The organism is Thalassomonas actiniarum (genome assembly GCF_000948975.2).
GTDB lineage: Bacteria > Pseudomonadota > Gammaproteobacteria > Enterobacterales > Alteromonadaceae > Thalassomonas > Thalassomonas actiniarum.
This window is the reverse complement of record NZ_CP059735.1, coordinates 1,481,117-1,507,763: the sequence shown is the minus strand read 5'-3', so window position 1 is coordinate 1,507,763 and position 26,647 is coordinate 1,481,117. Positions and strand designations below refer to the sequence as shown.

Genomic DNA, 26,647 nt, shown 5'->3' with positions numbered 1-26,647 from the left:
GTGCATATCAGGAAATGATAACCACGACTCTTCCCAGCGGCAGGATATCAGTCAACCTAAGTCGATGATTATATAAGCCTAGCTAAATTTCCCGTTTTTTCACTTTTGCCCGGGTAATATTTACCCGCAATATTACCGGGCAGGCCAAAAAACCAAAAACAAAGACAAGTTAAAGACAAAGAACAGCCAGTAGCCATGCCGGGGAACAAGAGGTAACTTACCGGATGCAACAAGAAAAAAGCCTATTCTTCAACCGCTTAACCATTAGACTGAACAAGATTGAAAAATAACTGCGCCTGCCTGAAAGCTATAGGACAAGCTTTATGGTGCCGCTGCTAAATATCCTATACTTAACAAAGGTATGGCTGACTTTATCAAGCCATTTCATCTGTTTCCCGAGAAAGCCTCCTCAAGGGAAAGATTATGCGCCGCAGAAAAAAAAGAGCACAGCAGGAAGAAGAAGCCAAGGTAGATGTCACTTCCTTGCTCGACATCATCTTTATCATGTTGATCTTCTTTATTGTCACCACCTCATTCGTCAAGGAAAGCGGTTTTTTAGTAAAAAAATCCACCACAGATAAAGCCAGCAATAAAAAAGCCACTACGATCATGGTCCATATAGACCAGCATGGCATCGTCTATTTCAACAACAAAGCGGTCGACATCACCCGCCTGCCCGCCCGGATAGAATATTTTATTGCCAACAACCCGACGGAACATATCCTGCTAAGACCCCATAAAGACACCAGCTACAAACAGGTAGTCGCTGTGCTGGATCAAATCAAACCTTTTACACGGCTGAAAATATCGATTGGACTCTATCAGCCGTAAAACCACTTTCCCTGAGCAGGATTGAGGTTTATCATGGTTGAAAAACACCCGAAAAAGGAGGCCTTACATGCAGGATTACAATATCAACGGACTGGCTATTCCGTTATTCCTGATGTTTATGCTCCTTGAATATGTACTGCTGCGGCTAAAAGGACAAAAGCTGCACAGGTTCAACGACAGTGTCGCCAGCTTGTCTATGGGCATGCTGCTACTCATTTCGGATGCCCTGCTCAAGGCCTATACCTTTGCCGTGTTTATTTACCTGTTCGACCAACACAGGTTATTTGAATTTCCCCCCGGCGCCGCTGCTACCTGGCTGATTTTCTTTTTCGCCGTTGATTTTTGTTATTACTGGTTCCATCGCTGCGCCCACCAGTTTAATTTTCTCTGGGGCGCCCATGTCGGCCATCATCAAAGTGAAGAATATAATCTCACCACGGCATTGAGGCAAAGCGCCTTCCAATATGCCTTTTCCTGGGTCTTTTATCTGCCGTTAGCCCTGTTAGGCTGTCCGCCGCAGGTGTTCCTGGTATTGTTTATCTTATTAAAACTTTACCAGTTCTGGCTGCACAACCAACTGATAAACAAAATTCCCTATATCGAAGGTATTTTATCGACCCCGTCAAGCCACAGGGTCCATCATGCGAAAAATCCGCTTTATATCGACAAAAATTACGGCGGTACCCTGGTGATCTGGGACAGGATGTTTGGCAGCTGGCAAGCAGAGTTAGCCTCCGAACCATGCCATTACGGCACCAGCCACCCGTTAAAGACCTTAAACCCGATCAAGGCGAATCTACAACACTGGTGGATGCTGGCAAAAGACACCGCCACCACCCAATCCTGGCGGGATAAACTCAGGCTCTGGTTTAAACCAACCGGCTGGCGGCCAAAAGATTGCAGGAATAAAGAAACAGCAAACCCGGTGCCCTTACAAAAAACAGGCTGCGCCCGGCGTGAGAAATATGATCCGCAAACTTCATTGCCGATCAAATGCTACGTTGCCTTTTCCATGCTGATGATTTTTTATTTATCTTGTAGCTTTATCTTGTTATCGCCAATGCTACCCACGCTCTCGATATTAGTTGCAACCGTGCTTATTGTCACAGGGTTGGTAAGCGCCAACGCATTACTGGAAAACAAACTCGGCTACCTGGGCGTCGAAACCTTACGTTTACCTGTGATGCTCTATTTCAGCGCCACCTTATCAACTCCCCTGGTTGCGGCAATTGCAGATATTCTTCCGGTCTTTTAAAGCTGTGCCTGGGCCGAGCGCCGATTGACCGGGTAACGTTCAAAGTCTTCCCAGTAGTGGATGCCGCCGATCATTTCTTTTACGGCATAACCCAAAGCTGAGATTTTAGCGGCGGCTTTAGTGGCGCCATTACAGCCAGGGCCCCAGCAATAAACCACAAAAACAGTATCATCAGCATACTTTGACAAGCACTGGCCATTAATGTCGGCATGCGGCATACTCACGGCGGTAATGGCATGACTTTTCTCGAAAGCTTGCTCAGAGCGGACATCAAGCAATACAAAAGCCTGGTTACCCGCCAGAATATCGGCATAAACATCTGAACAGTCGGTCTCAAATGCCAGTTTACGGCTAAAAAAATGGTTAGCGGAATCAGTATCTGCCGGGGCAAAAGCAAGCACGTTTGAGGATGTTGTCATAATTTATCTCCTGGGTAAGTTTTCAGTGCAGGCTGCAAATGGCAGCCAGGACAAGTTCGATTTGTACTATAGGCACGGCAAACAGGAGAATAAATTCATCTTTTATGAAGGCCCTGTTCAGAAATTATGAATACGCTTTTTTCACTAAACCCCATAAAATACCCCGGGACTTTAACTGAAACAGATAACATTGCCCTAAGGCTTGAAGCACCATGGAATTTTACCACCTGAGATCTTTTGTCCTGGTTGCCAAAACAGGGAACTTAACCCTGGCGGCAAAACACTTGTACACGACACCGCCGGCAGTTAGCGCCCATATCAAGGCTTTGGAGCAGGAATTAAAAACAGCACTATTTACCCGCACCAGTAAAGGCATGCAGCTAACGGAAAAAGGCCGGCTGCTGTTAACTAAAGCAGAAAAAACCCTGGACAGCGCCCTGGAAATGGTAAATTTGGCGGCCGAACATCAAAATGAAATAATCGCCAATTTTCGTTTAGGCATTAACCAACCGCCGGGGCCGTTAAACATAAACCAACTGCTGGACAACCTGAAGGAGAATTGTCCCGGCATCTCTCTAGATATCCAGAGCAAAAGCAGCGGAGAAATCATTGCCGCCTTATCGGCAGGCACACTTGATGGCGGTTACCTCTATGGCGAAATCCCGGAGGATTTATCGGCAATCACAGTAAAACAACAGCAAATCACCACCATAACCCCGGTCAATTCAACACTAGCTGCCGGCGCCCCGGTCGCTGCCTTATGTTCACAGCCCTGGATCACTATGGGCAATAACTGCCCGTTTGATCACTTCCTGCAACAAAAGTTAAGTTCAGATGTCATCGCCAATATCAAAAGCAGCGACGACGGCTCCCGCCTGGAGCTGGTCAAAATGGGACACGGCTTAAGCTTTTTAGAAAAAGAACAGGCACAGTTGCATGCACAAAAACGGGAAATAACGCTATTACCGCAACTGGATTTTACCCTTGACCTGTATTTTGCCGTGGCTAAAGCACGGATAAATGAGCCTGTGATCAAGGCGATGTTACAAGAGCTTCGGATCTTGTGGCAAACGGCTCTGTAAACAACACACTTTATCAACCAAAAATTAACAAAAACAAAACCAAACCAAACAAAAACCAATACGTCAATAGTAAAAATCCCCCAAGCATTTTATGGTGGATATTTTTCCCCCTAGTAGGAAAAGCACCAAAAATAAAGAGAGATAAATCATTGTTATAAAAGAAAATTTAACAGAACCCATGATTATCCCCCTTAGTTTCGAATAAGAAAACACACCCGAAAAATTCAAAACACTGTCGTTTTTCGTCTAATAATTGTCGGTTATTTACTAGTCCATTCTCTTATTTTCCCACATGGTAGATAGGTCTTTTACGACGAATAGATGTAGAACACTTTTCAATAATAAAAACATTAAAAATTATAAGAACTATAAAAAGGAAAGGACATGCAATTCAGAATAAAATCACTTACAGCAGCAACCTTATTGGCATTAACAACGACAGCTGCTTATGCCGGCAATCCCGATGCAAAATTCGATGTTATTGTTAAATTAAAAGCAGAGCATGCGGTAGCAGGCCATGAAAACAATAAAGGCAAGGCAAAAAACCTGGCAGCCGGTATGGGGGTTGGCGCCGTTAAGCACGCCTATGGCTCGGCATTTTTCGGCTTTGCCGCCTCGGTAAGTGAAGGACGTTTAGAAGCATTACGTAATAACCCCAATGTTGAATCGGTGGAATTTGACGGTGAAAAATATATCAATGCCAAACCGGGCTCCGGCGGCAGCTCATCACCGCAAGTGATGCCTTGGGGTATTGCCCGCACAGGCGCCGACAGTAACAGCAATGAAGGCGCAGGTGTCCATGTTTATGTCTTAGATACCGGACTGGACTCGGATCATGCCGACCTTGCCGCCAATATCGGCAACAGCATGGCTTTTGAAAACTGTAAAGGCAGAAGCTGTACTTACGACTGGGACGACGATCACGGCCACGGCACCCATGTTGGCGGTACCATAGGCGCCATTGATAACGCCATTGATGTAGTTGGCATGGCTTCTCAGGTCACCCTGCATGCCGCCAAAATTTGTACCAGCCGCGGATCATGTCCTAACTCAAGCACCATAGCTGCCATTGACTGGGTCACCTCAGAAGTTCAAGCCCGCGGTGAAGCCGCAGTTGTCAACATGTCCATTGGCGGTGGCGGCAGTGTTACCGGCTCTTGTACCAACAGCGGCTTTACCGGTAATGATTCTTATCATGAAGCCATCTGTAATGCCCGTAACGCCGGTGTTGTCGTCGTTGTAGCTGCCGGTAACGACAGTGATAATGCCGCAAACTACACCCCTGCCGGATATGCAGATACCGTTATTACCGTGAGCTCTGCCAAAGAAGGCGATGACTGGAACAGCTTCTCTAACTGGGGCAACCAAAGCGCCAGCTGGACTAATAACAACTCGGCTCCTGTTGCCATCGCGGCGCCGGGCGGCAGTGTGTTATCACTGGGAGTTGGCGGCGGTACGGCTACCATGAGCGGTACTTCCATGGCATCCCCTCATGTAGCAGGTGCAGCAGCCCTTTACCTTGCCGCCCATCCGCAGCAGGCCAATGGCGACGCCTTTTTAAATACCCGCGCAGCCTTATTGCAGTCGGCTGAAGATACTTCCAGCTTCAGCAATACTTCCGGCGACCCGCACACCGAAGACTTCCTTGATGCCGGTAATTTATAAGCGGCACTGGTTTTAAATTAGTTTTCCCTTGAGGTCAAAGGGCAATAACAGCTTTATGTTATTGCCCTTTTTTATCCGTTAATACACTTGTATCTGCCCTGTAAACTCCAGCCCTTTTTGCAGCCACCTTCCCCTTTTGGTGATGAGTTTTAATGAATAACTCAACAAGTCACTTACCACATCATCCTTATTTATTTCAGTAAATTCAATTTGATAAATGAAAAGTTACAACTAGGCTTAAATGGAAAAACAAAACCCCAGGTATGGGGAAAGGACATTTTGTTAGGGTAACGAAAATGCCTGCACCGAGTTGAGGAAAAGCATTTCGCTTAAGTAAATGCTCACTTGCAGTTTTATAAAGCGCTGTGCTTTTGGCAGCCAATAAAGTCACCCTGCAAAATATTTTAATTTCTACAGGAAGAATAATAATGAAATTTACTGCAAATAAAACCGCTTTAATCTTAGCCTTTTCTGCTCTAACCCTGCCAACAACCGGATACAGCCAAAACTCAAACGCCTTCGAGCACGGCAATGCCAACGCCTCATTTTTGCGTTGCGGCACCAAAACACCTTCGGCCACCGAAGCCTCGATGAAGGAAAGGCACTTTAATGAGCTAAAAGGAAAGCCCGGCGGCAATACTTTTGAACCCAGACCCGCAGGTTCGGTACAAGTTGATGTTTATATGCATGTGATCACAGACACCAATAATAACGGTATGCTCTCCAGCGGCGATATCAATGCGCAAATCGCCGTACTCAACAACGCCTATAAAAATACCCCCTTTACCTTTAACCTGGTCTCCACCGATGTCACCGCCAATAATAGCTGGTATACCGCAGGTTATGGTTCCAGCGCCGAGTCCCAGATGAAAGCCGCATTAAGACAAGGGGACAGCACGGATTTAAATTTCTATACCAATAACATGGGCGGCGGTTTATTGGGCTGGGCCACTTTCCCCAGCGACTATGCTTCAAACCCCGTAAATGACGGTGTCGTGGTCTTATTCGAAACCCTGCCCGGGGGAAATGCGGCCCCTTATGACGAGGGCGATACCGGCACCCATGAAGTAGGCCACTGGCTCGGACTTTATCATACCTTCCAGGGCGGCTGCGGCGGCAGCGGTGACTATGTTGCCGATACCCCGGCAGAAAAAAGTCCGGCTTATGGCTGCCCCAGCGGCCGTGACAGCTGCACTAAAGGCAAAAATGCCGCCGGTGACGATCCCATTAATAACTTTATGGATTATACCGATGACTCTTGCATGTATGAGTTCACCCAAGGGCAATCGGACCGCGCCGATGAACTGAGCTTCACCTTTAGAAACCTCTAAACCTGATTAAAATACGGCTTAAACAGGGGCCTTTACCGGCCTCTGTTTTAATAAAATGAACATGAAAATACCATTAAGAGTGTTAATCATATGGGTAATGATGCTAAGTGCGATTAGCGAACTTTTTGCTTATGAAAGGCGCTTAAGAGTACCGGATTATTTCAGCTGCGAACGAAACCTGGTAACTTCCTGGCACGGCGTTATTTCCGGCTATCAGCGCAATGACAACTCCCTTGATATTGAAGTTTCAACAGATGCAGACACAGTAGAACTCCTGACCCTTAACTATACTCACCCTAATGAATTGCTCTCCCGGTTCTACCTTCATGACCGGCCATTTAACGACCTGGATTGGGATAAAATTGAATCATCCTCGGGCATAATAAAGAAAAAGATACCGGTAACCGTATGGTTGTGTGAAGATCAAAAAACCAAACCATTAATCAATTGGCGACCGAGAAAGCAATAATTCAGTTTCAAGCAGGTATTTCCCACATATCTGTTACCCTGCCCTCAATTCGCCACCAGCGCCATATAAAAAATACTGAGCGGCAGCAAGAGCAACCAATAAACCGTCGCCATAGGCGCCCCAAGTACTGAAACCGCCAGATAATATGAAAAAACCAACAACAACCAGCCCATTAACTTTAACCCCTTTGAGTACAGCGGTTTGACAGGGAGATTAAAAACATTTTTAAAGTGCTTATTCATGCCCAGAGCAAGCATGGCGATTGCGATAGCTTGTATCAAAAAGCTAAACAACATCTGCTATCCTCCCGGTGTTAATGCGCTTTATTGCTACTATCTTCTTACCTTCCTTTCCCTGCTTTTGCTTAACCAGTAAGGCTTTAACAGTTTTATATAACAATAAACCTGTAACCAGCAGAGCAAGCTCAAAGCCAAGATAGATAAGATTGTGCTGCTCAATCGCCTGCGTTAACCTGGAAGGATCTTGGCTAACATCAATCACCGGCAATAACAGACATGCCAATGAGGCCAGGGATAATTGTTCAAGCCAGGCTTTATTGACCGGGCGAAAAACACTGTGTTGCAGGCTTATCAGCCAGATAAACAAGAAAGCCACTATCTCCAGACGCGCACGTTCATCTATATCAACCGGCAACAAACGGTTAGCATAAAAGTAGCCGATGATAGCCAGTACAAGCCCGGCGATACCGGCAATATTCAAACGCTCAACAATAAAATGGCCTGCGTGGCGTTGTTTGGTTTTTTCAAGCCTTTTATAAAGCCAGATCACCAGGCCGCTGGCAATAAGGGCACTGGAAAGCAAACCGCTGATAAAAAACAACCAGCGCAGCCCCGGTTGGGCAAAATGCCCTTCATGTAAACCATAAAATATTCGCCTGATCTTCCTCGCCATACGTTCTGGCGGCATACCGGCCAACTGCTGACCGCTATGGGATGAGAACACCAGCACCTCGGACTTATTCGATAAGGACAATTTACGGGTGCGCTCAACAATAATACGGCCATTGGCAGCAAAGGGCTGTTCAACCGTGATACGATTGATATTCGGATTTTCGCGCCACAGTTTGGCAACTTGTCCGGCGATCACGCTAAAGTCGGTAAGCGGCTCCCGGTAAGCGCTGCCCGGTTCCAGCTCAGGTAAGTAAGTTGTTACTTTCTGATTAAGCTCCCGCGTGCCGCCATCAAGATAATGTTGTGCGCTCCAGGGCATATAAAGGCCGATGTAGATGATTAAGGCGCTGGCACAAATCACCAGGCAAAAAGGTATGGTCACTATGCCGGCCAGGGCATGAAAGTCGGTAAGGGTTTTAAGCAGTGTCTTTTTACGCAAGGTAAAAAAATCGCGGAAAAAACGCCTGTGGGTAAAAATACCGCTAAAGAGTGCCAATAACATAAACATGGCAGCTATCCCGGCGATATAACGCCCGCCATAGTTTCTTAGCTCCAGGGTATAATGAAAAGTTCTGAAAAAGTTGCCCCCCTGCGTTGCCCTGGGCGTGACTTGCTCGCCGCTTTCTCCTTCCAGATACAGGGATTGCCTTTCTTTGCCTTTTTGCCATTGCAGGCGCCATTGATTATTGCGCTGGCCGGGTAAGTCTATCCACCACTTATCTACGTCTGTGCCCTGGGCTTTTAACCGGGCAAGGGAGGTATTGATAATGTTTTCATGCTGCTGCCCGACGCCGAGTTCCGGCTGCATCCACTGGCTTATTTCATCATTAAAATAACTCAAGGTACCGGTTAAAAAAATCGCGAACAGCAACCAGCCCAGCAGCAAACCGGTATAAGTATGCAACCATATCATAGTGCGCCTGAAATCCGGTTTCATATCAATACCCCGCCGCAGTAGCAAACAGCCAGGAAAAGACCGCTGTAAACCAGGATATTGCGCCAGGCCCTGGATGCACTGCTGCGGCAAAAACAATCAATAATCACGGCGATATAAACCAGGTAGCTGAACATGGTGGCGATTAAAATCGCATCTTCGAGTCGGTTATCAAATAAGGACATTTGCACCGGCACTAAGGCCAGGCTGGATAAAGCGGCAACGATGTAGCCGCCGACAATCGCGGCTAAACAACGGGCGCTGAGGCTTAAGGCTGGATTCATATTTTTAGGATAAAGGTAAGTTAACGGCAAAAAGCCAAATGCAGCCCGGCTGCATTTGGCTGGCGATGGTTGTGAAAAATTAATCGAAGCTGTAGCTGACGCTTAACTTCACATTACGGCTATCGCCGGGTAAGCCACCGTTAAATAACGCTTTATTATAATAGGTGGTATCCGCCAGGTTGCGCAGATTAAGCTGGATATGCCATTTTTCCAGCTGATAACTCATCGCCGCATCCCATAACACATAAGCATCTATCACTGAATGTGGCAATCCTGACCAACCGGTACTGATGGAGCGTTCATCTTCATAAGTCACCCCCAGGCTGAATTTCACCGGCTCGGATAAAACCGGGAACTGGTGGTTGTAGCTGGTCCATAAGCTGGCATACTTTTTCGGCACCCCTTTGGTTTGTTCGGTACGCTCATGCTTAAGGATACTGTAGGCGTCCTGATAAGTGGCATTAAAGTTCATGGACCATAATTCATTCAGGGCCAGGTTCACATCGAACTCAACCCCGCTGGTGGTATCGTTATTGTCGTAAAAATACTGAGGCACACTGATATTAAAGCTGTCACTTTCAGGATTATCGTCATACTCATCATTGTTATATCTGAGGTTAGTACGCTGGGTCTTGAACCAAACCAGGGATGCCAGTAAGTCTTCGTCAAAAGCGGTAAAGCGGATACCAAGGTCAAAAGATGTTGACTCAGAGTCGGGGCGATCATCTTCGCCGGTGACCGACCCTAAGATGCTGTAGGTCATACGTCCCTTAGAGTAGTTAACAAAGGTCGCCACTTGCTCATTCAGGCGATAGTTCAGACCCAGATTATAGGTAACGCCGGCATCATCGGTATCGGCTTCCAGGCTTTTTTCCGGCGTACGGGCCGTGCCTTTGTGCTGATAACTTTGCTCGGTGCCGCTATAAGCCACGCCAAAACGCCCGGTCAGCATATCATCAAAATAAAGCACTTCCTGTAAGCTGATGCCCCAGGCGGCAACCGACTTGTCATAGTTACTCTTGAGTACCGGATCATAGTCCTCAAAAGATCCTGTGCCCCAATTAGGGTTGCGGATATCAAGAATGTAAGGGAGCGCATTATCACTGCTGGTGCCGTCAGCATCGTATATCGACCAGGATTTCAGCGACATGTCACGGTTTTCATAGTTAACCGTTAGCAGCTGCTCGCCATCAATGGCCCCCAAAGACCAGGTATGGGTCAGGTCGGCAAAATACTGCCAGGTTTTTTCATTGGATTTAGTGCGGCGGTATTCCTGGCGACGGGCCGCATACGGATATAACACATCATCTATGACCAGCGGCGCCCTGGGATCGGCATTAATTTCACCATTGCGGTTCCAGTAAACATAGTTATAGGCACCGGTCTGGCGAACGAAATCCGATGAATAATCACGGTAGAGCAGTTGCTGGTGCAAAGACAGATCATCATTGATCTCCATCTTATGCTGCAACTTAAAGCGCAGTTCTTTTCCCTCATTAGGCTTAGACAAAGGTGATATCAGCCCTTGCTCACCCAGATCATAAGGCTCTAAGCCATCGGTAGAAACAAGCGAGTCCGCCAGCTGCTGACGCTGCTCCGGCGTTAAGGCAATGCCGAAAATACCGTCACCGTCGGCATCAGTATCATTAGGCAAATCCTGCCAGCCGATAGTATCTGAGGTTGCATTGGCAGTGTCGGGATTAAAAACCCGCACCGGATGACCGACGGAGTCCACCTGAATTTCATCGTCGATATAAGCTGATGAAAAAATAAATTCATTATTTTCATTTAAGTAATGACGCAAGGTGGCATAAACTTCACTTCGCTCAGAGCTTAACCCTCTGTAACCATCGCTGGACTCATAATTTGTCACCAGGCGATAGGCGGTTTTGTCGGTGATCGGCGCTGTGGCATCAAACATCAAGGCATGGCTGTCCCATTGGCCCAGAGTTGTTTCGATCTGATAGCTTTCCTTATCCTTGGGTTTTTTCTCTATCATATTAATCACACCACCGGCGGCCCCCATGCCATATAAACCGGTTGCCGGCCCTTTCAGCACCTCAACACTTTCAATATTGGTTAAAGAGCGGGTGGGATTGTATGAGTTGCCTAAGCTGGCGCCGGCATACATACCATCAAAGGTGTAGTTGGCCCCTAAGCCGCGGATAACTAAATTATCCCCGATGCCATAGTTATTACCCGCTTGCGTCACGCCGCTGATATTACGGATACTTTCCTGCAAGGTAGAAATTGCCTGTTCATCAAGTAAGAGTTTATCAACCACGACAATGGCAGCCGGAGTTTCCAATAACGACATATCCGATTTGGTGGCAGTGCCCGATTCCAGAATCAACTGGTTATGGCGGCCATAAACGCTGATCCTTTCAAAATGACCCGTTGCCAATATATTATTCTCGGGGTTAACCAGGTTCGCCACAGGGGTGGTATCACCTTTATGTTTAATCACCAGCTGGTTCTTGTCGAGCCAATGTGCCTGCAATTCACTGTCGGCCAGTAACTGCTCCAGCGCCAGAACCGGCGAAGCTGCATTAATGGCATTTGCCGCCTGCTTTGTCTTTGCCAGGATATCTTTAGTTACATAGATCTGCACGCCGGTTTCTTTGGCAAGCTGTAATAAACCGCCAGCTACCGATTCGGGCTGAAAGTTGATATTTTGCTGCGCCGATACGGCACTGGAAAAACCACCGGCAATAGCCAGCGATAAAGACAAGGAAAGCATTTTAACGGTAAAAGCGGGTTTTAATAACATGATTTGATTGATACTTCTAATTTAGCCATTCAATTTTCGCGAATGATAATAATTCTCAATAAGATTATCAATTGTTATTTTGATTTTTTTACGATCTTTTTCGTAGCTTTGTTGACTTTGATCATTTTGATGCCGATACGGGTGATTTTTTCCGCAGGCAGAAGAAGTTACCCTGCGGTGAAAGCTTTGCTAAGCAATAGTGCTAAGCAGGTATTGGACAAGATAACCATCAGACAGCCGATAAATCAGCTGCCTGTGTTATAGGTGCATTCAGGAAAGGAAAATAAAAATGGTGTTAGAATTGTGCTTCGGCACTAAAAGACATCACTTGTTTGCTTCTCGGATGCTGCAGCTCCAGCAACTGCGCATGCAGGTGCAAGCGCTCGCCTTTATCGCCATAAAGATCATCCCCTAAAATCGGCAGGTTTAATCCCAAAGGGTGGGCACAATGTACCCGCAGTTGGTGGGTACGGCCGGTTTTCGGATAAAGATAAACCTTAGTCCTGTTATTGCCCCGCTCTTTCACCTCCCAGAAAGTCTCTGCCGGTTTACCGTATTGCTGACAAACCAGCTGCCTGGGCCTGTCATCAAAATCGGTACGCAGCGGCAAGGTAATGGTACCGCTGTCCTGTTGCAGCTCCCCCTGTGCTAATTCTCCTTGTAACAGGGCTTGATAACGCTTTTTCACACTGCGCTCAATAAATTGTTTTTGCAGGTTTTTATGGGCGCGTTTATTTAAGGCAATTACCATAAGCCCGGAGGTAGACATGTCCAGGCGATGAACAATCAGCGGACCGGTAGCGGCGGGAAAAAGCTGTTTCATCCGGCTATAAACAGAATCGGTTATGCTCTTACCCGGTACCGACAACAAGTCTGCCGGCTTATTGATCACCAGCATATCGTCATCCTGGAACAGGATATCTATGGCTTTATCTACCGCAGGATTGTTCAGCAGCGGATTTTCATCCATCTCGATACCTTCCAGCATGTGGCCGAGGATCGGCTGGCATTTCCCCAAACAGGCACCGTAAAAATTTTTATGTTTTCTGATCTCCGATTTTGGCGACTGCCCCCACCAAAATTCCGCCATAGCCACAGGTTTCATTTGCCATTTAAAGCAATACTGCAACAACTTGGGAGCCGCACATTCTCCCGCCCCTGCCGGGGGAGTCTGGTAGGCGGTATCGCTGAACATATCGGCCAGGTTTTTCTCTGCCCCGTCTTTATTTAAAAAACGATACTGCTGAAATAATTTTTGCTGCAGCTGTGCAGATAACACTTTGCGTTTATCTTTTAATTGCCCGATTTCATCCGTCAACACAGCTAACTGCTGCCGGATAAGATTTACTCTTTCTTGCCAATAAAATTTCAAATCTCTTAAACGGTTTTTATCCCTGACACTCTCTCGGCTAAGCTTTTCCTGCAAAGTGCTAAAATCGGCCTCATTCAGAAGATTCGCTGCCTCAGCCCTTTGCGCTTTCCGGCTTTTACGCCCGGCGATCATTTCTTGCCGGTAAAGCTCAATGGCTTCATTTTCCGCTGCTAATTCACCGGATAAAGCAAGGGTTAGTTCGGCAATTGCCGGATTAGCTTCCAGCTGTTCCAGCCGATCATTGATATCATTGATCACTAGCTGTCCCTGATGGAAAAAACTGTCTTGTGCCAACATATCAAATACCGGCGGCACAAAACCCGGTAGTAAATTTTGATTGGCCAGCTTGCCGGAAAAAGCCGATAAATAGCCGATCTCCCCATCGGCATTTTCCACCACCAAAACCCCAAACATCTTACCTATCACCATCTCGGGATCGCCATTGAGGCCAAAGTTATGCTGCCACAGCTCTTGTGTTGCCAGGTGCTGCTGCAGCTCTTTTGCCGCCAGCAGGCACAAGGGATGAGGCTCATAATAAAAGGGAAAGGTGAAACGCTGCGGTAAAGCAATGTCATCTAGCGTTTGGTTAAATGGGGTAAAACAAGATTCGGGGGACTGCATAGGGTATAGTGTTATGAAAAACTGCCGCAAAAAGCAAAGCATCAATATCGGAACGGGTAATTCTACCCTTTCGCCGAAGAGATTTCTAATAGACAGGCGATAATTTCAGCCCGGCTTTGCCTTAGAGCTACTTGTCTCTCACCTCCCCGGACGGTATGGTTAAACCTTTACAAACTTTTAAAAACAATAAATGACACAAACCAATATCATTCTCGTTGAAGATGACCTGAGACTGGCAAGCCTGATCAGCACTTTCCTGACCAGTGAAGGCTTCGCTGTCAGCCACGAAGCCCGGGGAGATAATGCCGTCGCCCTGATCACTGACAGCAAACCTGATTTAGTGATTCTGGATATGAATCTGCCGGGGTTAAACGGCCTGGAAGTGTGCAAAGAAATCCGCCGCAGCTACCGGGGCGCAGTGATCATGGTCACCGCCAACGACGATGAATTAACCGAAGTCTCGGCATTAAATTTTGGCGTCGACGACTTTATCGCCAAACCTATCCGTCCCCATGTCCTGCTCGCACGCATTAATGCCCTGTTCAGGCGCAGCCAGCAAAACATAACAGCAGAGCCTGAGCATCGGCTCAGGATACAAGATATCGTCTTAGATAAACAAAACCGGCAAGTGATGCAAGATCAGCAAACCGTTACCCTCAGTGATGCCGAATTCGATGTCCTGGCGGTTTTGATGGAAAACGCCGGACAGATTTTAAGCCGCTCACAGCTATTTTATGCGGTGCGCGGCATCGAATATGACGGCCTGGACAGATCACTGGATATGCGGATATCAAGTTTGCGTAAACAACTAAATGACCTTAAGGCCCCCCATAAATACATAAAATCGGTGCGCGGCAAAGGTTACCTGTTTATTACCCAAAACCGGAACAGCTGACGTGATCAAACTCTTTATCCGCTTTTATATCGGCATAACACTGGCGGTTGTCGCCGCGTTAACGGCAGGTTCCATCTTCCTTGACAGCCAATATCAGCAAACATTGGCCCAGGATCACCGGATGCACTCGCGCGCCGTCAATGATCTGGTCAATATCACCTTAAAGCAATACCCGGTTGAGCAATGGCAAACCCAGCTTAATCTTTTGCAGCAAAAATACCCCTATCAATTAACCTTTATCCCCCTGGATAAGTTAACGGCGGAGCAAAGAGCCCAGCTGCAAAGCAAAGGCATTGCCATTACCATCAGTACCGGCCTGGTAAGCGATGACGCCACCTTATATTACCCGGTAGCAGGCACGGACCAGGTGCTGCGTTATATCGCCAAAAATGCCACTAACCCGGAATATGACTGGCTGTTTGTCGCCTCTATGCTGCTGCTGATGTTAATGCTGGCCCTTGCCGTTTATTGGCTGGCAAAACCGGTTTCACGCCATATCAACCAGCTTGTGTCTGTCAGCCAAAAAATCGGCGAAGGCCAGTTGCAGGTACGCGCCGATACCCGGGCGCCCTATCCCCTAAATGAACTTGCCGCCACCATGAACGATATGGCCAGGCAAATTGAACAATTACTGAAACAACAGGAAATTATGACCGGCGCCGTCGCCCATGAATTACGTGCCCCCCTGGCCAACCTGCGTTTTGCCCTGGACATGACCCATTCTCTCAAAGATATCGAGGCACTACAGCAGCATTTAAGTGACATGGACCAGGACATAGATGACATGGGGCAGCTGATTGATGAACTGCTCACTTATGCCAGGTTAAACAGCTCCCCGCAGCCAGTAACAGGCGAAGAGATTGATATTTTAGCGTTATTAAAAACCCTGCAGCATAAACGCAATAAATTACTCCCCGGTATAGATATCGAACTGCTTGATAAAACTCCGGTTAAGCAAAACAGGGGGTTAACGGGCTCAAAAAGCGATATCACCCGGGCACTCACCAATGTGTTAACCAATGCCCAGCGTTATGCCCAAAAACAGATCCGGATAGAAGTAAGCCTTGCTCCCCCCTGGTGCCATATCACCATAGACGATGACGGCAAAGGCATAGCCCCCGAAAACAGGCAAGATATCTTCATGCCGTTTAAACGCCTTCAAAGCGGTAAAGACCAGCAGACGGATATCACGGGCAAGGGTTACGGCCTGGGACTGGCAATAGTCGAGGGAATAATGCAACGCCACGGCGGCAAAGTAGCGGTAGAGTCCAGTGACCTTGGCGGCGCACGTTTCGTGCTGAGCTTCCCTTATTCTTCAGGAGCAGATAACAACTAAAAAACAAAGAAATATATCACTTAGCTGACAATCGCTGACAAAACTCAGACACAACTGCTAACGATCCCCCCGGCTTTTCCCCGGATAATGACGGCAACTCAAACCAGGTAGGAGCTTGCCGTGAAAACCTCTCTTTATTGTATTATTACTTTATCCGCTTTATTGTCATCGACCGCCTTTGCCAAACCTTTTCAGCAAGAAGAATTGGTAAATCTGAGCATTAACATAAAAAATATTCCCCAGCGTAAAGACAATGAAAGCACTGCCGAAGTTGAAATCGCCCTGCTGGCAAATGCCGCCCAGTGGCAGTTAGAGCAGGCCCCCTTTAAAGTCATCCGGCTGCCCGCGAACAACACTGAACTTAGCCATACCTTCGCCCGTTTGCCTGCGGGCCGCTATGCCCTGTTCGCCTTTTTCGATGCCAACAATAATCAGCAACTCGACGAAGACTGGCTCGGCATTCCCGAAGAAGCCTTTGCTTTTTCCGGCATGTCATCCCTCGGCCAGGACCTTAAATTTATCGAAGCCAGCTTTATTGTCAGTGAGAAAGGACAAACTAAAACCTTAACCCTGATAGAGATGAATTAATGAATAGCGCGAAATTAACATCAAACAAAAGGCGGCAATGGCTGACGGCAGGTATAGCGCTTGTGGTCCTGATTTTTGCTGTACTGTTTCTGTTTGAACCTCAGCAGAGCGCCGTCGCCAAAGATAGCACGGCATTAAAACCGCCACTGGTTTCCACCATACATGTAAGCCCACAGCCGTACCAGGCAACAATCACGGCCCTGGGAGAAGTCCGGGCCAGGTGGCAAAGCCAGCTGCGCTCTTTTGTCCGCGGCGAGGTCATTGAACTTAGTCCGGAGTTTTTAGCCGGTAACCGGGTAAAAAAAGGCCAACTATTGCTGAGCATAGAAAACAGCAGCTACCGGGTGCAGCTGGCCGAGGCCAAAAGCCGGTTATCCAACGCCAGGGTCAACCTGCTCGAAGCCCAAAGGCAGATGAAGCAGGCCAAAAGCGACTGGAAATTATCCGGGGTAAAAACCAAACCGGACTCAGAGCTGATCTTACATCGGCCGCAGTTGAAAGTAGCGCAGGATGAATGGCAGGCGGCACAGGTCGCGGTCGCGGCTGCCGAAAAACAATTCAGCTATACCCGGGTGGTCGCCCCTTTTGACGCCACCATTATCAGCCGCTCGGTCAATCCCAATGAAACCCTGGAAGTTGGCCAGACGCTGGCGGAATTGATCCGCAGCGACATCTTAGATATTCCCGTGCCCTTAACCCAGCAACAATGGCAGCTCTTGCCCGAGAACTGGCAGGGGCTTGGCGCCAGCCTTAATTCTCTGGCATCTGATTTAAGCTGGCAGGCAATCCTGTCGCGCAGCACCGGGGTTATCGACCCGCAAAACCGCCAGCGCACCATCATCTTAACCGCATCGGCGGACCATGAGCTGGTGTCCGGACGTATGGTAGAGGCGCAATTGCCGGGAAAAACCTTCGAGCAGCTGCTTAAGGTACCGCAAAGCGCCATCACCCGTGACGGTTATCTCTATCTGGTGGACAAAAGCAACCGGCTGCAGCGCATCCGGGCTAATCAGGTCTTTACTAAGGATGGTTTTAATTTCATCCATAAACCCGATAGCCGCTTTGCTGCAAAAGAGCTTAAGGGACAGGCTTTATACCAGGTGGCAGTGATGCCGTTATTGAGTTTTCTGCCGGGTACCCATATCAACCCGGTTTTACAAAAAGATCACGCTTTAACGGCCAAGAGGTAGAACATGCATTTTTTAACCAACTGGTTCACTAAAAACCCGGTAGCCGCCAACTTGCTGATGGCATTGATTTTAATTGCCGGTTACCTGAGCTTTTCCAGCCTGCGCATCGAAGGCTTTCCGAAAATCGCTCCCAATTCGGTGACGATTTCCGTCGCCTATCCGGGGGCGAGCCCGGAGCAGTTTGATATCGGCGTTTCCAGAAAGATAGAACAGGCGCTGGAAGGTTTGCCCGGCATCAAGCGCAGCGCCAGTTTTTCCAGTGACTCTTTCGGCTTTGTCCGGGTAGAAAAAGAGTCCGGCTATAACTTTAACCGTTTTGTCGAGGACATTAAAACCCGGATCGACACCATACATTCACTGCCAAAGCTGGCCGAAAAACCTTTGATCTCCCGGGACGAGTTTGATTTTCCCGCGTTAATTGTCCAGGTATACGGCGAGACCGATACTGATGTACTGCAAAAAATCAGCCGCAGGGTAAAAGATGAGCTGCTGGCCCAGCCGGAGATCACTAAACTCAAACAGTGGGGACAACGCAGCCGTGAAATCAGCATCAAGATCTCTCCCGCCCAATTGCAGCGTTTCGGTTTATCCCTGAGCCAGGTCGGCGAAAAAATCAACCAGCACTCCCTGCTTTATCCCGGCGGTGTATTGCGCACCCAGGGGGGCAATATCCGCGTCAGGGGGGATCAACTGGCCCTTAATTTTCAGGATTATGCCCAGCTGCCGTTGAAGGACTTACCCGACGGTTCGCGCTTGTTGTTAAAAGATATTGCCAGCATAGAAGACGGCTTTGTTGAGGGCGACGGCCAGGTACGTTACCAGGGACAGCCCGCCATCGGCATGGAGCTGATCATCGACCGCAAAGGCAACTTACTGACGGTAAGTAAAGTGGCCAAAAAGGTCATTGCCCAAATCAGGCGGGAATTGCCTGCCAATGTCAAACTTGATATCTGGGCCAACCAGAGCAACTATATTTCAGACAGGTTAAGCCTGCTAAAAACCAATGCCATCCAGGGACTGATGCTGGTCTTTATCCTGTTGGCGTTATTTTTAAACGTCAAACTCGCCTTCTGGGTCGCTGCCGGTATCCCGGTGGCTGTGGCCGGCACCTTTGCCCTGATGGGCCTGGATGCCATAGATTATTCCGTCAATGATATCACCACCTTCGGTATGATCATCGTACTGGGTATTTTGGTAGACGATGCCGTGGTCGTCGGCGAAAGCGTCTACAGCGAACGGGAAAAAATCAAGGATACTTCCCGCCAGGCCGCCATTCGCGGCACCCAGCAAGGGGTTGCCAAAGTCTCTACCGCCACGGTATTCGGGGTGATGACCACCATCGCCGCTTTTTATCCCATGCTGCTGATTGACAATGCCCTGGGCAAGGTACTGGCAAGTTTCGCCGGGGTGGTGATTATCGCCCTGTTGTTTTCCCTGGTGGAAAGCAAACTTATCCTGCCCGCCCATTTAGCCCAGGTGTCGGTACAAAACGGCGGCGAACATACCATTGCCCGGTTATGGCACCGCCTGCAAAACCGGTTCAACCAAGGGCTGGATTATGTCAATCTCAGCTTATATAAACCGCTGCTGGCCAAGCTGTTGCATTATCGTTATGCCACTTTGATCGGCTTTTTCACCTTTGCACTGTTTGCCATCGGCATGATCAGCAACGGCAGTATCAAAACCGCCTTTTTTCCGGATATTCCCGGCAGCCTGATCACTGTCTCTATGGAAATGGATCAACGCAGTCCCTATCGCTTGACGGTCAAAAATGCCGGTATTATCGAGCAACAGGCGGATGTGCTTAACCAGCAATTGATGGCGGAACATGATTTAGCCCTTCCCCCCATCGCCCGGGTGATGACCGCCATTAACGACAGCAGCTCGATGGAGATATATGCCGAGCTGCTGCCCGAGGCGCAGCGGGGAGCCGGCACGGTGGAGATAGTCAACCGCTGGCGGACATTAACCGGCCAGCTAGAAGGCACAGATCTGCTTAATTTTACCGGCTCGGAGTCTACCGGCGGCGGTTTTGCCATTCGTGTTTCCTCTCCCTACCAGGATGAACTTGAACAGGCGGTCGCGCAAATTAGTCAGTCATTAACAGGCATTAACGGCGTCAATGACGTGCGCGATGATCTTAAAGGCGGCGCGGCCGAAATTTTCGTCAGGTTAAAACCCGGCGCCAGGGCACTAGGCCTCACCACAGCTATGGTTGCCAGTCAGATAGGCGACGGTTATGGCGGCCTGGAAGTACAAAGGCTGCAACGCGGCAGCAATGAAATCAAAGTAAAGGTGAAATTTGACGACCAGGCACGCAATTCCGTCGATGCCTTAAGGTTTAGCCGTATCCAGACCGCAAGTGGTAACTGGGTGCCGCTGATTGCCGTGGCAGAGCTGGAGTCTAAATATACCCCGGCGGTACTGTGGCGCCGTAACGGCAAGCGTTCGACCCTGATCTCTGCCAATATAGATAAAAGCCAGGTCAATGCCATGGAAGTGTTGAACCATATAAAATCCGGGGTACAGAAGCAGCTGGAGCAACAGTTTGCCGGTATCGAAATAGCCGGTGCCGGAGAATTGGAAGAAGAAGGCGAGATCCGCTCGGGCCTGGTAAAAGCGCTTATCCTCACCCTGGTATTAATATACGCCTTATTGGCGGTACCGCTAAAAAGCTACTGGCAACCTCTGGTGATCATGAGCGTGATCCCGTTTGGTTTCGCCGGTGCTGCCATAGGGCACCTGATCGCCGGCATCGAAATCAGCCTGCTGTCATTTTTCGGTATGCTCGCCCTGGCGGGGATAGTGGTGAATGACTCCCTGGTGATGCTGACCCGCTATAACCAGATGCTTGAACAGGGCATGCCTGCCAGGGAGGCACTGATTGCCGCGGGTTCCAGCCGTTTTCGCGCCATTTTTCTGACCACAGTCACTACGGTCGCCGGGCTAATGCCGTTGCTCTCTGAAACATCGGAGCAGGCGCAATACCTGATCCCTGCCGCGGTTTCCCTGGCCTATGGCGAGTTATTTGCCACCGCCATAACCCTGATAGCCGTCCCCGTGGTACTGAGCGTATTTAGCGATATCGGCATAAAAACAGGTAAAAGAAAAAGCGCTACCAGCCATAACTTACCGCCGGCAGCAAAGTTTCCTGAGCAACTTGCTGTCCGGCAAGAGTACAGCTAGCTGCTATGAACACTCATCGCATTCAGGGATTGGATATTGCCAGGGCCCTGGCCGTTTTTGCTATGGTGCAGGTGAATTTTAACCTTATCCTCCAGGCAGATAAGGAGAATAGCTGGGGGCTCTCCCTGCTGGAAGGGCGGGCTTCGGCTTTATTTGTGGTACTGGCTGGCATAGGCATCGCCTTTTTAACCAATAACAGCCGCTTATCCGGTATAACGGCCAACATCAGACAAAGCCGTTATGCCCTGATCAAACGCGGTATCTTGCTGGCAGTTATCGGCTTAGCTTATACCCCCTACTGGCAGGCGGACATATTGCACTTCTATGGCGTTTATTTTCTATGCGCCGCTGCGCTCTTTACTTTAAAGGACAGGCAATTAATATTGGCAGCCCTGTGTATGCCTTTGATCTTTATTGCCTTAATGATATTTTTCAATTATGAGCAGGGCTGGGATTTCAGCACTTTATCCTACCTGGATTTATGGAGCCCGGAAGGCATGTTCAGGCACCTGTTTTTTAACGGCTTTCATCCGGTATTTCCCTGGCTGAGCTTTTTGTTGTACGGCATCTGGCTCGGCAGGCAAGACCTGGCCGCAAGCGCTTTGAGAAAGAAGCTCTTTTTTACTGCGCTTTTTCTTTGCTTGCTCACAGAAGCCTGCTTCGCCTTATTGACCTACGATGCCCTCAGGGATCCGGCATGGGGCCTGACAACAGAGGAAGTTGAAGCCTTATTATCAACCGCCCCTATGCCACCCTGGCCGCAATACCTGATATCGGCAGCCGCCAGCGCCACCCTGGTTATCATAACCTGTATATCCCTGTCTCAACGTTTTGCAAACACCAGGCTGATACAATGGCTGTCGGTTACCGGACAATATTCCCTGACCCTGTACCTTGCACATGTTTTGATTGCCCAGGAGCTATTTGCCCCTTTGGGTTTGCACCGGTTGCCTCAACTCAGTGCGACCCTTTACACCAGCTTAGCATTTAGTATTTTGGCGGTAATATTTTGTCTGTTATGGCAGCGAAAATTCAGCGCTGGCCCGGTGGAGTATTTGTTTCGAAAACTCGTAAACTGATGCAACAGCCAGACGATAAGCCGTAGAACGCCTTGCTTATGGTCGCGGGTTATTTATCTGCCTTGTGCTCAAGTAAATGATCAACCAGGGCGTTTAAAGCCGTGTTCGCCAGACGGTTTGCCGGATACACCAAAGAAACAGGTGCGCTGTCAAACTCATAATCTTGCAGTACCGGCACCAGCAAGCCCGAGTCCAGATAAGCTTGCGTTAAAAAAGTGGGTAAATAGGCAATGCCATGCCCGTCGGCCGCCAGCCGGGCAACGATATCGCCGTCATTGGCTTCAACAAAGGCATGGATGGCCACCAGCTCCTCCTTATTGCCTTCCCGGTAGCGCCAGCGACCGGGCAGGCGGTTGGAGCTATCGACAATACATTGATGCTTTAACAGCTCTTTTGGATGTTCAGGACTCCCCTGCTGTGTTAAATAATGCTCACTGGCAACAAAATTAACCTTAAGGTGACCATAACGCCGGGCAATAAAGCTGGAGTCGGCCAACTCCCCTACCCGGATGGCGAGATCGACACCTTCTTCCACCATATTGACAAAGCGGTTGACAAACAGCCAGGAAATTTTTACCTGGGGATGCTGTTTCATAAAATCGCTTGCCGCTTTAAAAAAGCCTAAGCCGGCAGAGCCCCGGGGAGCTGAAATTCTTAAATGCCCCGCCACTTTTTGCTGCCTTTCATGGGCAACATTTTCAAGATTTTCCATGCGGCCGAGCACATCTTTAAATTGCCCGAGATAATAGCTGCCCTCGGCTGTTAACTGCATCGCCCTGGTGGTGCGATACAATAACTGACAGGAAAAGTGCTCTTCCAGATCTGATACCTGCCTGCTGATGGCCGAAGCCACTATATTCAGCTCTCGCGACACCGCGCTAAAACTGCCTTTCTCGGACACCAGGACAAAGGTTTTCATCGCTTTTAATAAGTCTATCTTTCTCTTCATGAGAATAATCTTTTCACTTTTACATTATTTTTCTTATTTAAGTGATCAAATAAACTGATTGCAAGTTAAATAAATCACCACACTTGGAGAACGTTATGAAAATTTTATTGATCGGCGCCAGCGGTACCATCGGCCAGGCAGTAGCAAAAGCCCTTGCCACAGATCATGAGGTTATCGCCGCCAACTATTCCGGAGAAGGCTTTAAGGTCGATATCGGCAATCCGGAGTCCATCCGTGCCCTGCTCGCCCGGGTCGGCAAAGTCGATGCTATAGTGTCCACCGCAGGCTTGGCAAACTTTTCCCCGTTAAGCGAATTCACCGATGCCGATTATCAGCTGGCATTAAATAATAAGTTGATGGGACAAATCAACCTGATGCGTTTAGGCAGGGAGTACCTGAACCAGGACGGCTCTGTCACCCTGACCTCGGGCGTATTATCGCGTGAACCTATGCCCGGCAGCGGTGTTATCAGCATGGCTAACGGCGCCCTGGAAAGTTATGTTAAGGCATCGGCGTTAGAGCTTGATGCCATACGCTTTAATGTGGTTGCCCCCGTCTTTGTCAAAGAAACCATGGCAATGATGGGTATGGATACCGAGGGCGGCCTGTCGGCAGACGATACCGCCAAGGCTTATCTGGCAGCAGTCACCGGTGCCATGCACGGCCAGACGTTAGATGCCCCCGATTACGTTTAAAACCACCTGGGAACAAAACTTATAACCACAAGGGATAACAGGTTAATTAAATACGGAAATACCCGGTTTTGCCGTAAACCGGGGATTTCCCCCGTCACAGCAAGACTTCAGCTCAGCTCTGGCGATAACCTGACATTTTCAGCTAAGTTAAAAGCAGGAGTCAGGCCGCCATCGGCACTGCCCGGCCATTACTCACAAATAACATATCCAGCCCAATTTATTGCAAATTTTAATCTAAAAAACAACCAACTCACTGTTGCTTTATCCAGTAAACAAGTCTTTTATTAAAGGTGACTCTAAGCAACAAAGGAGAGCAGCCCGCCAGTATTTTTATTCATTCGCGCCCATAAAAGCGCGGTAACAATAACCGCAACCCCTGAGTGCACTAACACCCAGAGATTGCTAACCTTAACGAACTTATAGGAGTTCATCATGGCTGATTCTAATCATACGTCAGAGCCCCGCTCGGCAAAAGTAAAATATCCCACCTCACGCCAACTTACGGTACTGGAAACCATATGCGAGACCGCCGCAAAAACCCGCGGGGTTGGCCTTAACTATGTGCCTGTAGTCTTAGAACCTTATATCGTATTAAGAGGCAAGTGGCTCAGTCAGGCCGGTTTCACCACAGGGCAAAAGGTCACGGTGACAGTCAATCAACATGGATTAATGATAACCCCAAGCCTGCCCTCCCCCGGCCCGGCAATTAAACCATAACCAGCTAAACCTTAACGGATAAGGCCCGCGACTGCGCCCCTAAACGGCGCAGTCACAAGTTCTGCCAGACCAGGCAGGAAATTGCTATATATCGGGGCAAGAGTTCAGATGCGAAACGGCTTTACTGATCCTGCCATTGCTAACCGGCAAAAAATTTATCTTAATAATTGTCTCCTTTTTCCCTGCCCATCCGTCATCTGGTTATCGGTAGCGATTTATCGATAACTCAACTTATTAAGGAGATAAATAATGAAAGACTTTATGCTGATATACAAAGGCGGCGATCCTAAGTGGCTGGAAAATACCAGCCAGGAAGAAATGGCTGCTTCTATGGAGCGTTGGGGCGCCTGGATGGGCATGTTACAACAAAAGGACCAGCTGGTTTCGGGCGGCTCGCCGCTGCATTATTCCGGCAAGACATTAACCGGGGACGGCGTAGTTACCGACCTTTCAACCACGGAAATCAAAGAGCTGGTTTCCGGTTATTCCATTGTTAAAGCCCGGGATATAACCGAAGCCATTGCCCTTGCCAAAGAATGCCCGATTTTCAACTATCCGGACATCACGGTAGAAGTCAGGGAAGTGATGGAAATAGGCGAGTAAGGATTACAAGCCGTTTTGATTTAACAGGCGCTCCACCTGAGCCATCATCATTTGCTGCTCATGCGGGGTGCCGCCCAAACGTTTCGATTGCTGTGCAAACGCATAGGCTTGTTGCGCATTACCGGCCTTGGCATTGAAATGGGCGAGTATCGCCGGCGGCAGATGCGAATTTTTTAATATTTTATTTTGCTGCAATTTTTCTACCTTTTCTATCGCCGCGCTTAGCTTGCCCGAATAACCGATAGCAACTGCCTGATTAAGCTCGGCAACCGGAGAAGCGGTAATATCAATCAACTGCTGATAATAATGAATAATAACCGGCCAGTTAGTGTCGCCGAAATCAGCGCATTGACAATGCTCCCGGGCAATCAAGGCTTCAATAAAAAAGCGGCCTGAAGCACCGGCCCTGACAGCGGATGCCGCGGATAGAATCCCTTTGGCGAGTGTTATACGTTTTTGCTCCCATAAACTTCTGTCCTGCAAATCAATGGGAATATTATATCCCTGAGCATCCAGACGGGATTCGGCACGGGCAAGGTGGAAGTGCATTAAAGCCAATAAACCTAAGCTATCCTGATTAACAATATCAGCTTCGCCGGCCAATAAATTGACCAGGGCAATGGCTTCGTGGCAAAAGGCGATATTGATCGCCTGTTTACCATCAGAGCTGTGAAAACCTTCATTAAAAAATAGATATAAAACCGTATGCACAGTATCCATGGCCTGGGCTAATTTTTCCGGCTCTGGAAAGCTAAAGCTATGGCTTTTTAGTTTTTCACGGGTGCGCAACAGACGCTTTTTCACCGTCGCTACCGGCAAAACTAATGCCCTGGCTACGGCAGGAATACTGAATCCGCATAAGGTTTTTAAAATAAAAGGCAGCCTGTTTTCCGGTTTGATATCTTCATGACAGCACATAAAGATCATGCGTAACTGGTCGTCTTTTATTTTATCTTCCTGAAATTCCTGCTCCAGGGTATTGTCCAGGGTCCATTCGCTGGCCAGGTAAAAGGATAACTCTTGTGAAAACTTCATCCGGGTTTTATTTGACCGTATCACATCAAGCGCCTGGTTTTTTGCCGTGCGCATCAGCCAGGCCTGCGGATTATCCGGTAAAGGCTTTTCCCGCCAATGTATCAAAGCCTTACTGAAAGCCTCCTGGAGAACGTCCTCAGCCAGGGATAGATTATGGGGACCGAAAATGCGCGTCAATACCGCAAGCAGCCTGGACGACTGACTTTTATATAACTCGTTTACTAAGGTTTCTATTTCATCCATATCACGGCTTTAAAAGGAAAAGGAGATTAATAGCAAATATTATTACCCTTTATCTTAAAATTGTATGAATAACACAACTATAATTTTGATGTTCGGATTGATGCATTAACTTTAAACAGTCACCTCAGCACTTTAACACTTTGTTTGCTGCTAATAGACACTTTTCATTATTTGATCCCGGCATTTT

General features: G+C 48.3%; 23 protein-coding genes. 15 read left to right on the top strand and 8 right to left on the bottom strand.

Annotated elements, in window-relative coordinates; all coding sequences use genetic code 11:
* The first annotated feature begins 423 nt into the window (after positions 1-423).
* Together SG35_RS06685 and SG35_RS06680 are read left to right on the top strand one after the other, a co-directional pair.
* A complete protein-coding gene (locus SG35_RS06685; protein ID WP_044835394.1) occupies positions 424-831 on the top strand; it encodes an ExbD/TolR family protein in 408 nt (135 codons plus the stop codon).
* A gap of 67 nt (positions 832-898) precedes the next feature.
* Positions 899-2,086, top strand: coding sequence for a sterol desaturase family protein (locus SG35_RS06680; protein ID WP_044835423.1), 1,188 nt, complete (start codon positions 899-901; stop codon positions 2,084-2,086).
* On the opposite strand, the gene SG35_RS06675 is transcribed toward SG35_RS06680, so the two are convergent.
* A complete protein-coding gene (locus tag SG35_RS06675; RefSeq protein WP_044835393.1) occupies positions 2,083-2,505 on the bottom strand; it encodes a rhodanese-like domain-containing protein in 423 nt (140 codons plus the stop codon). The genes SG35_RS06680 and SG35_RS06675 overlap by 4 nt on opposite strands.
* A gap of 212 nt (positions 2,506-2,717) precedes the next feature.
* Here SG35_RS06675 and SG35_RS06670 point away from each other — a divergent pair, with 212 nt between their 5' ends.
* The 4 genes from SG35_RS06670 (at position 2,718) to SG35_RS06655 (ending at position 7,052) form a co-directional block, all read left to right on the top strand.
* Positions 2,718-3,587: a LysR family transcriptional regulator gene (locus tag SG35_RS06670; protein ID WP_044835392.1), complete on the top strand. Its 870-nt coding sequence runs from the start codon at positions 2,718-2,720 to the stop codon at positions 3,585-3,587.
* 384 nt (positions 3,588-3,971) lie between these two features.
* Positions 3,972-5,252: a S8 family serine peptidase gene (locus SG35_RS06665; RefSeq protein ID WP_053043369.1), complete on the top strand. Its 1,281-nt coding sequence runs from the start codon at positions 3,972-3,974 to the stop codon at positions 5,250-5,252.
* 428 nt (positions 5,253-5,680) lie between these two features.
* The gene (locus tag SG35_RS06660) at positions 5,681-6,583 is read left to right on the top strand and encodes a zinc metalloprotease (RefSeq protein ID WP_044835391.1); all 903 of its coding nucleotides are present in this window, start codon (positions 5,681-5,683) and stop codon (positions 6,581-6,583) included.
* Positions 6,584-6,680: 97 nt separating this feature from the next.
* Positions 6,681-7,052 (top strand): hypothetical protein, encoded by a 372-nt coding sequence (locus tag SG35_RS06655; protein ID WP_152646791.1) that lies wholly within the window; start codon positions 6,681-6,683, stop codon positions 7,050-7,052.
* A 44-nt stretch (positions 7,053-7,096) separates the two neighbouring features.
* Here SG35_RS06655 and SG35_RS06650 read toward each other — a convergent pair whose 3' ends face one another.
* From SG35_RS06650 to SG35_RS06630, 5 genes are all read right to left on the bottom strand, one after another.
* Positions 7,097-7,348 carry a DUF3325 domain-containing protein gene (locus SG35_RS06650; RefSeq protein WP_044835389.1) on the bottom strand — a complete coding sequence of 84 codons (252 nt, stop codon included), beginning with the start codon at positions 7,346-7,348 and terminating at the stop codon, positions 7,097-7,099.
* A complete protein-coding gene (locus SG35_RS06645; RefSeq protein WP_084692951.1) occupies positions 7,338-8,900 on the bottom strand; it encodes a PepSY-associated TM helix domain-containing protein in 1,563 nt (520 codons plus the stop codon). Before SG35_RS06645 ends, SG35_RS06650 begins: the two co-directional genes overlap by 11 nt.
* Entirely contained in the window at positions 8,897-9,181 is a 285-nt protein-coding gene (locus SG35_RS06640; RefSeq protein WP_044835420.1) for a hypothetical protein, read from the bottom strand. Before SG35_RS06640 ends, SG35_RS06645 begins: the two co-directional genes overlap by 4 nt.
* A 79-nt stretch (positions 9,182-9,260) precedes the next feature.
* A complete protein-coding gene (locus tag SG35_RS06635) occupies positions 9,261-11,951 on the bottom strand; it encodes a TonB-dependent receptor (RefSeq protein ID WP_053043366.1) in 2,691 nt (896 codons plus the stop codon).
* A 295-nt stretch (positions 11,952-12,246) separates the two neighbouring features.
* Entirely contained in the window at positions 12,247-13,944 is a 1,698-nt protein-coding gene (locus SG35_RS06630; protein WP_044835387.1) for an RluA family pseudouridine synthase, read from the bottom strand.
* A gap of 190 nt (positions 13,945-14,134) precedes the next feature.
* Here SG35_RS06630 and SG35_RS06625 point away from each other — a divergent pair, with 190 nt between their 5' ends.
* The 6 genes from SG35_RS06625 (at position 14,135) to SG35_RS06600 (ending at position 22,218) form a co-directional block, all read left to right on the top strand.
* Positions 14,135-14,839, top strand: coding sequence for a response regulator (locus SG35_RS06625; RefSeq protein ID WP_044835386.1), 705 nt, complete (start codon positions 14,135-14,137; stop codon positions 14,837-14,839).
* A gap of 1 nt (position 14,840) precedes the next feature.
* Entirely contained in the window at positions 14,841-16,175 is a 1,335-nt protein-coding gene (locus tag SG35_RS06620; protein WP_044835385.1) for an ATP-binding protein, read from the top strand.
* A 120-nt stretch (positions 16,176-16,295) separates the two neighbouring features.
* Positions 16,296-16,763, top strand: coding sequence for a DUF2141 domain-containing protein (locus tag SG35_RS06615; RefSeq protein WP_053043365.1), 468 nt, complete (start codon positions 16,296-16,298; stop codon positions 16,761-16,763).
* Positions 16,763-17,953 carry an efflux RND transporter periplasmic adaptor subunit gene (locus SG35_RS06610; RefSeq protein WP_044835384.1) on the top strand — a complete coding sequence of 397 codons (1,191 nt, stop codon included), beginning with the start codon at positions 16,763-16,765 and terminating at the stop codon, positions 17,951-17,953. Before SG35_RS06615 ends, SG35_RS06610 begins: the two co-directional genes overlap by 1 nt.
* Positions 17,954-17,956: 3 nt before the next feature.
* Entirely contained in the window at positions 17,957-21,139 is a 3,183-nt protein-coding gene (locus SG35_RS06605; protein WP_063888689.1) for an efflux RND transporter permease subunit, read from the top strand.
* 5 nt (positions 21,140-21,144) lie between these two features.
* Complete coding sequence (locus tag SG35_RS06600; protein ID WP_044835383.1) at positions 21,145-22,218, top strand: DUF418 domain-containing protein; 1,074 nt, start codon at positions 21,145-21,147, stop codon at positions 22,216-22,218.
* A 49-nt stretch (positions 22,219-22,267) separates the two neighbouring features.
* On the opposite strand, the gene SG35_RS06595 is transcribed toward SG35_RS06600, so the two are convergent.
* Entirely contained in the window at positions 22,268-23,167 is a 900-nt protein-coding gene (locus SG35_RS06595) for a LysR family transcriptional regulator (RefSeq protein ID WP_044835382.1), read from the bottom strand.
* Positions 23,168-23,262: 95 nt separating this feature from the next.
* Between SG35_RS06595 and SG35_RS06590 the strand changes: the two genes are divergently transcribed.
* From SG35_RS06590 to SG35_RS06580, 3 genes are all read left to right on the top strand, one after another.
* Positions 23,263-23,862 (top strand): short chain dehydrogenase, encoded by a 600-nt coding sequence (locus tag SG35_RS06590; RefSeq protein ID WP_044835381.1) that lies wholly within the window; start codon positions 23,263-23,265, stop codon positions 23,860-23,862.
* 432 nt (positions 23,863-24,294) lie between these two features.
* Positions 24,295-24,579, top strand: a complete 285-nt coding sequence (locus tag SG35_RS06585) for a SymE family type I addiction module toxin (protein WP_044835380.1) — start codon at positions 24,295-24,297, stop codon at positions 24,577-24,579.
* A 249-nt stretch (positions 24,580-24,828) separates the two neighbouring features.
* Positions 24,829-25,182 carry a YciI family protein gene (locus tag SG35_RS06580; RefSeq protein WP_044835379.1) on the top strand — a complete coding sequence of 118 codons (354 nt, stop codon included), beginning with the start codon at positions 24,829-24,831 and terminating at the stop codon, positions 25,180-25,182.
* Positions 25,183-25,185: 3 nt separating this feature from the next.
* On the opposite strand, the gene SG35_RS06575 is transcribed toward SG35_RS06580, so the two are convergent.
* A complete protein-coding gene (locus SG35_RS06575; RefSeq protein WP_044835378.1) occupies positions 25,186-26,460 on the bottom strand; it encodes an RNA polymerase sigma factor in 1,275 nt (424 codons plus the stop codon).
* Positions 26,461-26,647 lie beyond the last annotated feature (187 nt).

What these genes read in the sequence shown, in the direction of transcription:
- SG35_RS06685 (WP_044835394.1), top strand. Translation starts at nt 424, where the DNA reads ATGCGCCGCAGAAAAAAAAGAGCACAGCAGGAAGAAGAAGCCAAGGTA.
- SG35_RS06680 (WP_044835423.1), top strand. Translation starts at nt 899, where the DNA reads ATGCAGGATTACAATATCAACGGACTGGCTATTCCGTTATTCCTGATG.
- SG35_RS06675 (WP_044835393.1), bottom strand. Translation starts at nt 2,505, where the DNA reads ATGACAACATCCTCAAACGTGCTTGCTTTTGCCCCGGCAGATACTGAT.
- SG35_RS06670 (WP_044835392.1), top strand. Translation starts at nt 2,718, where the DNA reads ATGGAATTTTACCACCTGAGATCTTTTGTCCTGGTTGCCAAAACAGGG.
- SG35_RS06665 (WP_053043369.1), top strand. Translation starts at nt 3,972, where the DNA reads ATGCAATTCAGAATAAAATCACTTACAGCAGCAACCTTATTGGCATTA.
- SG35_RS06660 (WP_044835391.1), top strand. Translation starts at nt 5,681, where the DNA reads ATGAAATTTACTGCAAATAAAACCGCTTTAATCTTAGCCTTTTCTGCT.
- SG35_RS06655 (WP_152646791.1), top strand. Translation starts at nt 6,681, where the DNA reads ATGATGCTAAGTGCGATTAGCGAACTTTTTGCTTATGAAAGGCGCTTA.
- SG35_RS06650 (WP_044835389.1), bottom strand. Translation starts at nt 7,348, where the DNA reads ATGTTGTTTAGCTTTTTGATACAAGCTATCGCAATCGCCATGCTTGCT.
- SG35_RS06645 (WP_084692951.1), bottom strand. Translation starts at nt 8,900, where the DNA reads ATGAAACCGGATTTCAGGCGCACTATGATATGGTTGCATACTTATACC.
- SG35_RS06640 (WP_044835420.1), bottom strand. Translation starts at nt 9,181, where the DNA reads ATGAATCCAGCCTTAAGCCTCAGCGCCCGTTGTTTAGCCGCGATTGTC.
- SG35_RS06635 (WP_053043366.1), bottom strand. Translation starts at nt 11,951, where the DNA reads ATGTTATTAAAACCCGCTTTTACCGTTAAAATGCTTTCCTTGTCTTTA.
- SG35_RS06630 (WP_044835387.1), bottom strand. Translation starts at nt 13,944, where the DNA reads ATGCAGTCCCCCGAATCTTGTTTTACCCCATTTAACCAAACGCTAGAT.
- SG35_RS06625 (WP_044835386.1), top strand. Translation starts at nt 14,135, where the DNA reads ATGACACAAACCAATATCATTCTCGTTGAAGATGACCTGAGACTGGCA.
- SG35_RS06610 (WP_044835384.1), top strand. Translation starts at nt 16,763, where the DNA reads ATGAATAGCGCGAAATTAACATCAAACAAAAGGCGGCAATGGCTGACG.
- SG35_RS06605 (WP_063888689.1), top strand. Translation starts at nt 17,957, where the DNA reads ATGCATTTTTTAACCAACTGGTTCACTAAAAACCCGGTAGCCGCCAAC.
- SG35_RS06600 (WP_044835383.1), top strand. Translation starts at nt 21,145, where the DNA reads ATGAACACTCATCGCATTCAGGGATTGGATATTGCCAGGGCCCTGGCC.
- SG35_RS06595 (WP_044835382.1), bottom strand. Translation starts at nt 23,167, where the DNA reads ATGAAGAGAAAGATAGACTTATTAAAAGCGATGAAAACCTTTGTCCTG.
- SG35_RS06590 (WP_044835381.1), top strand. Translation starts at nt 23,263, where the DNA reads ATGAAAATTTTATTGATCGGCGCCAGCGGTACCATCGGCCAGGCAGTA.
- SG35_RS06585 (WP_044835380.1), top strand. Translation starts at nt 24,295, where the DNA reads ATGGCTGATTCTAATCATACGTCAGAGCCCCGCTCGGCAAAAGTAAAA.
- SG35_RS06580 (WP_044835379.1), top strand. Translation starts at nt 24,829, where the DNA reads ATGAAAGACTTTATGCTGATATACAAAGGCGGCGATCCTAAGTGGCTG.
- SG35_RS06575 (WP_044835378.1), bottom strand. Translation starts at nt 26,460, where the DNA reads ATGGATGAAATAGAAACCTTAGTAAACGAGTTATATAAAAGTCAGTCG.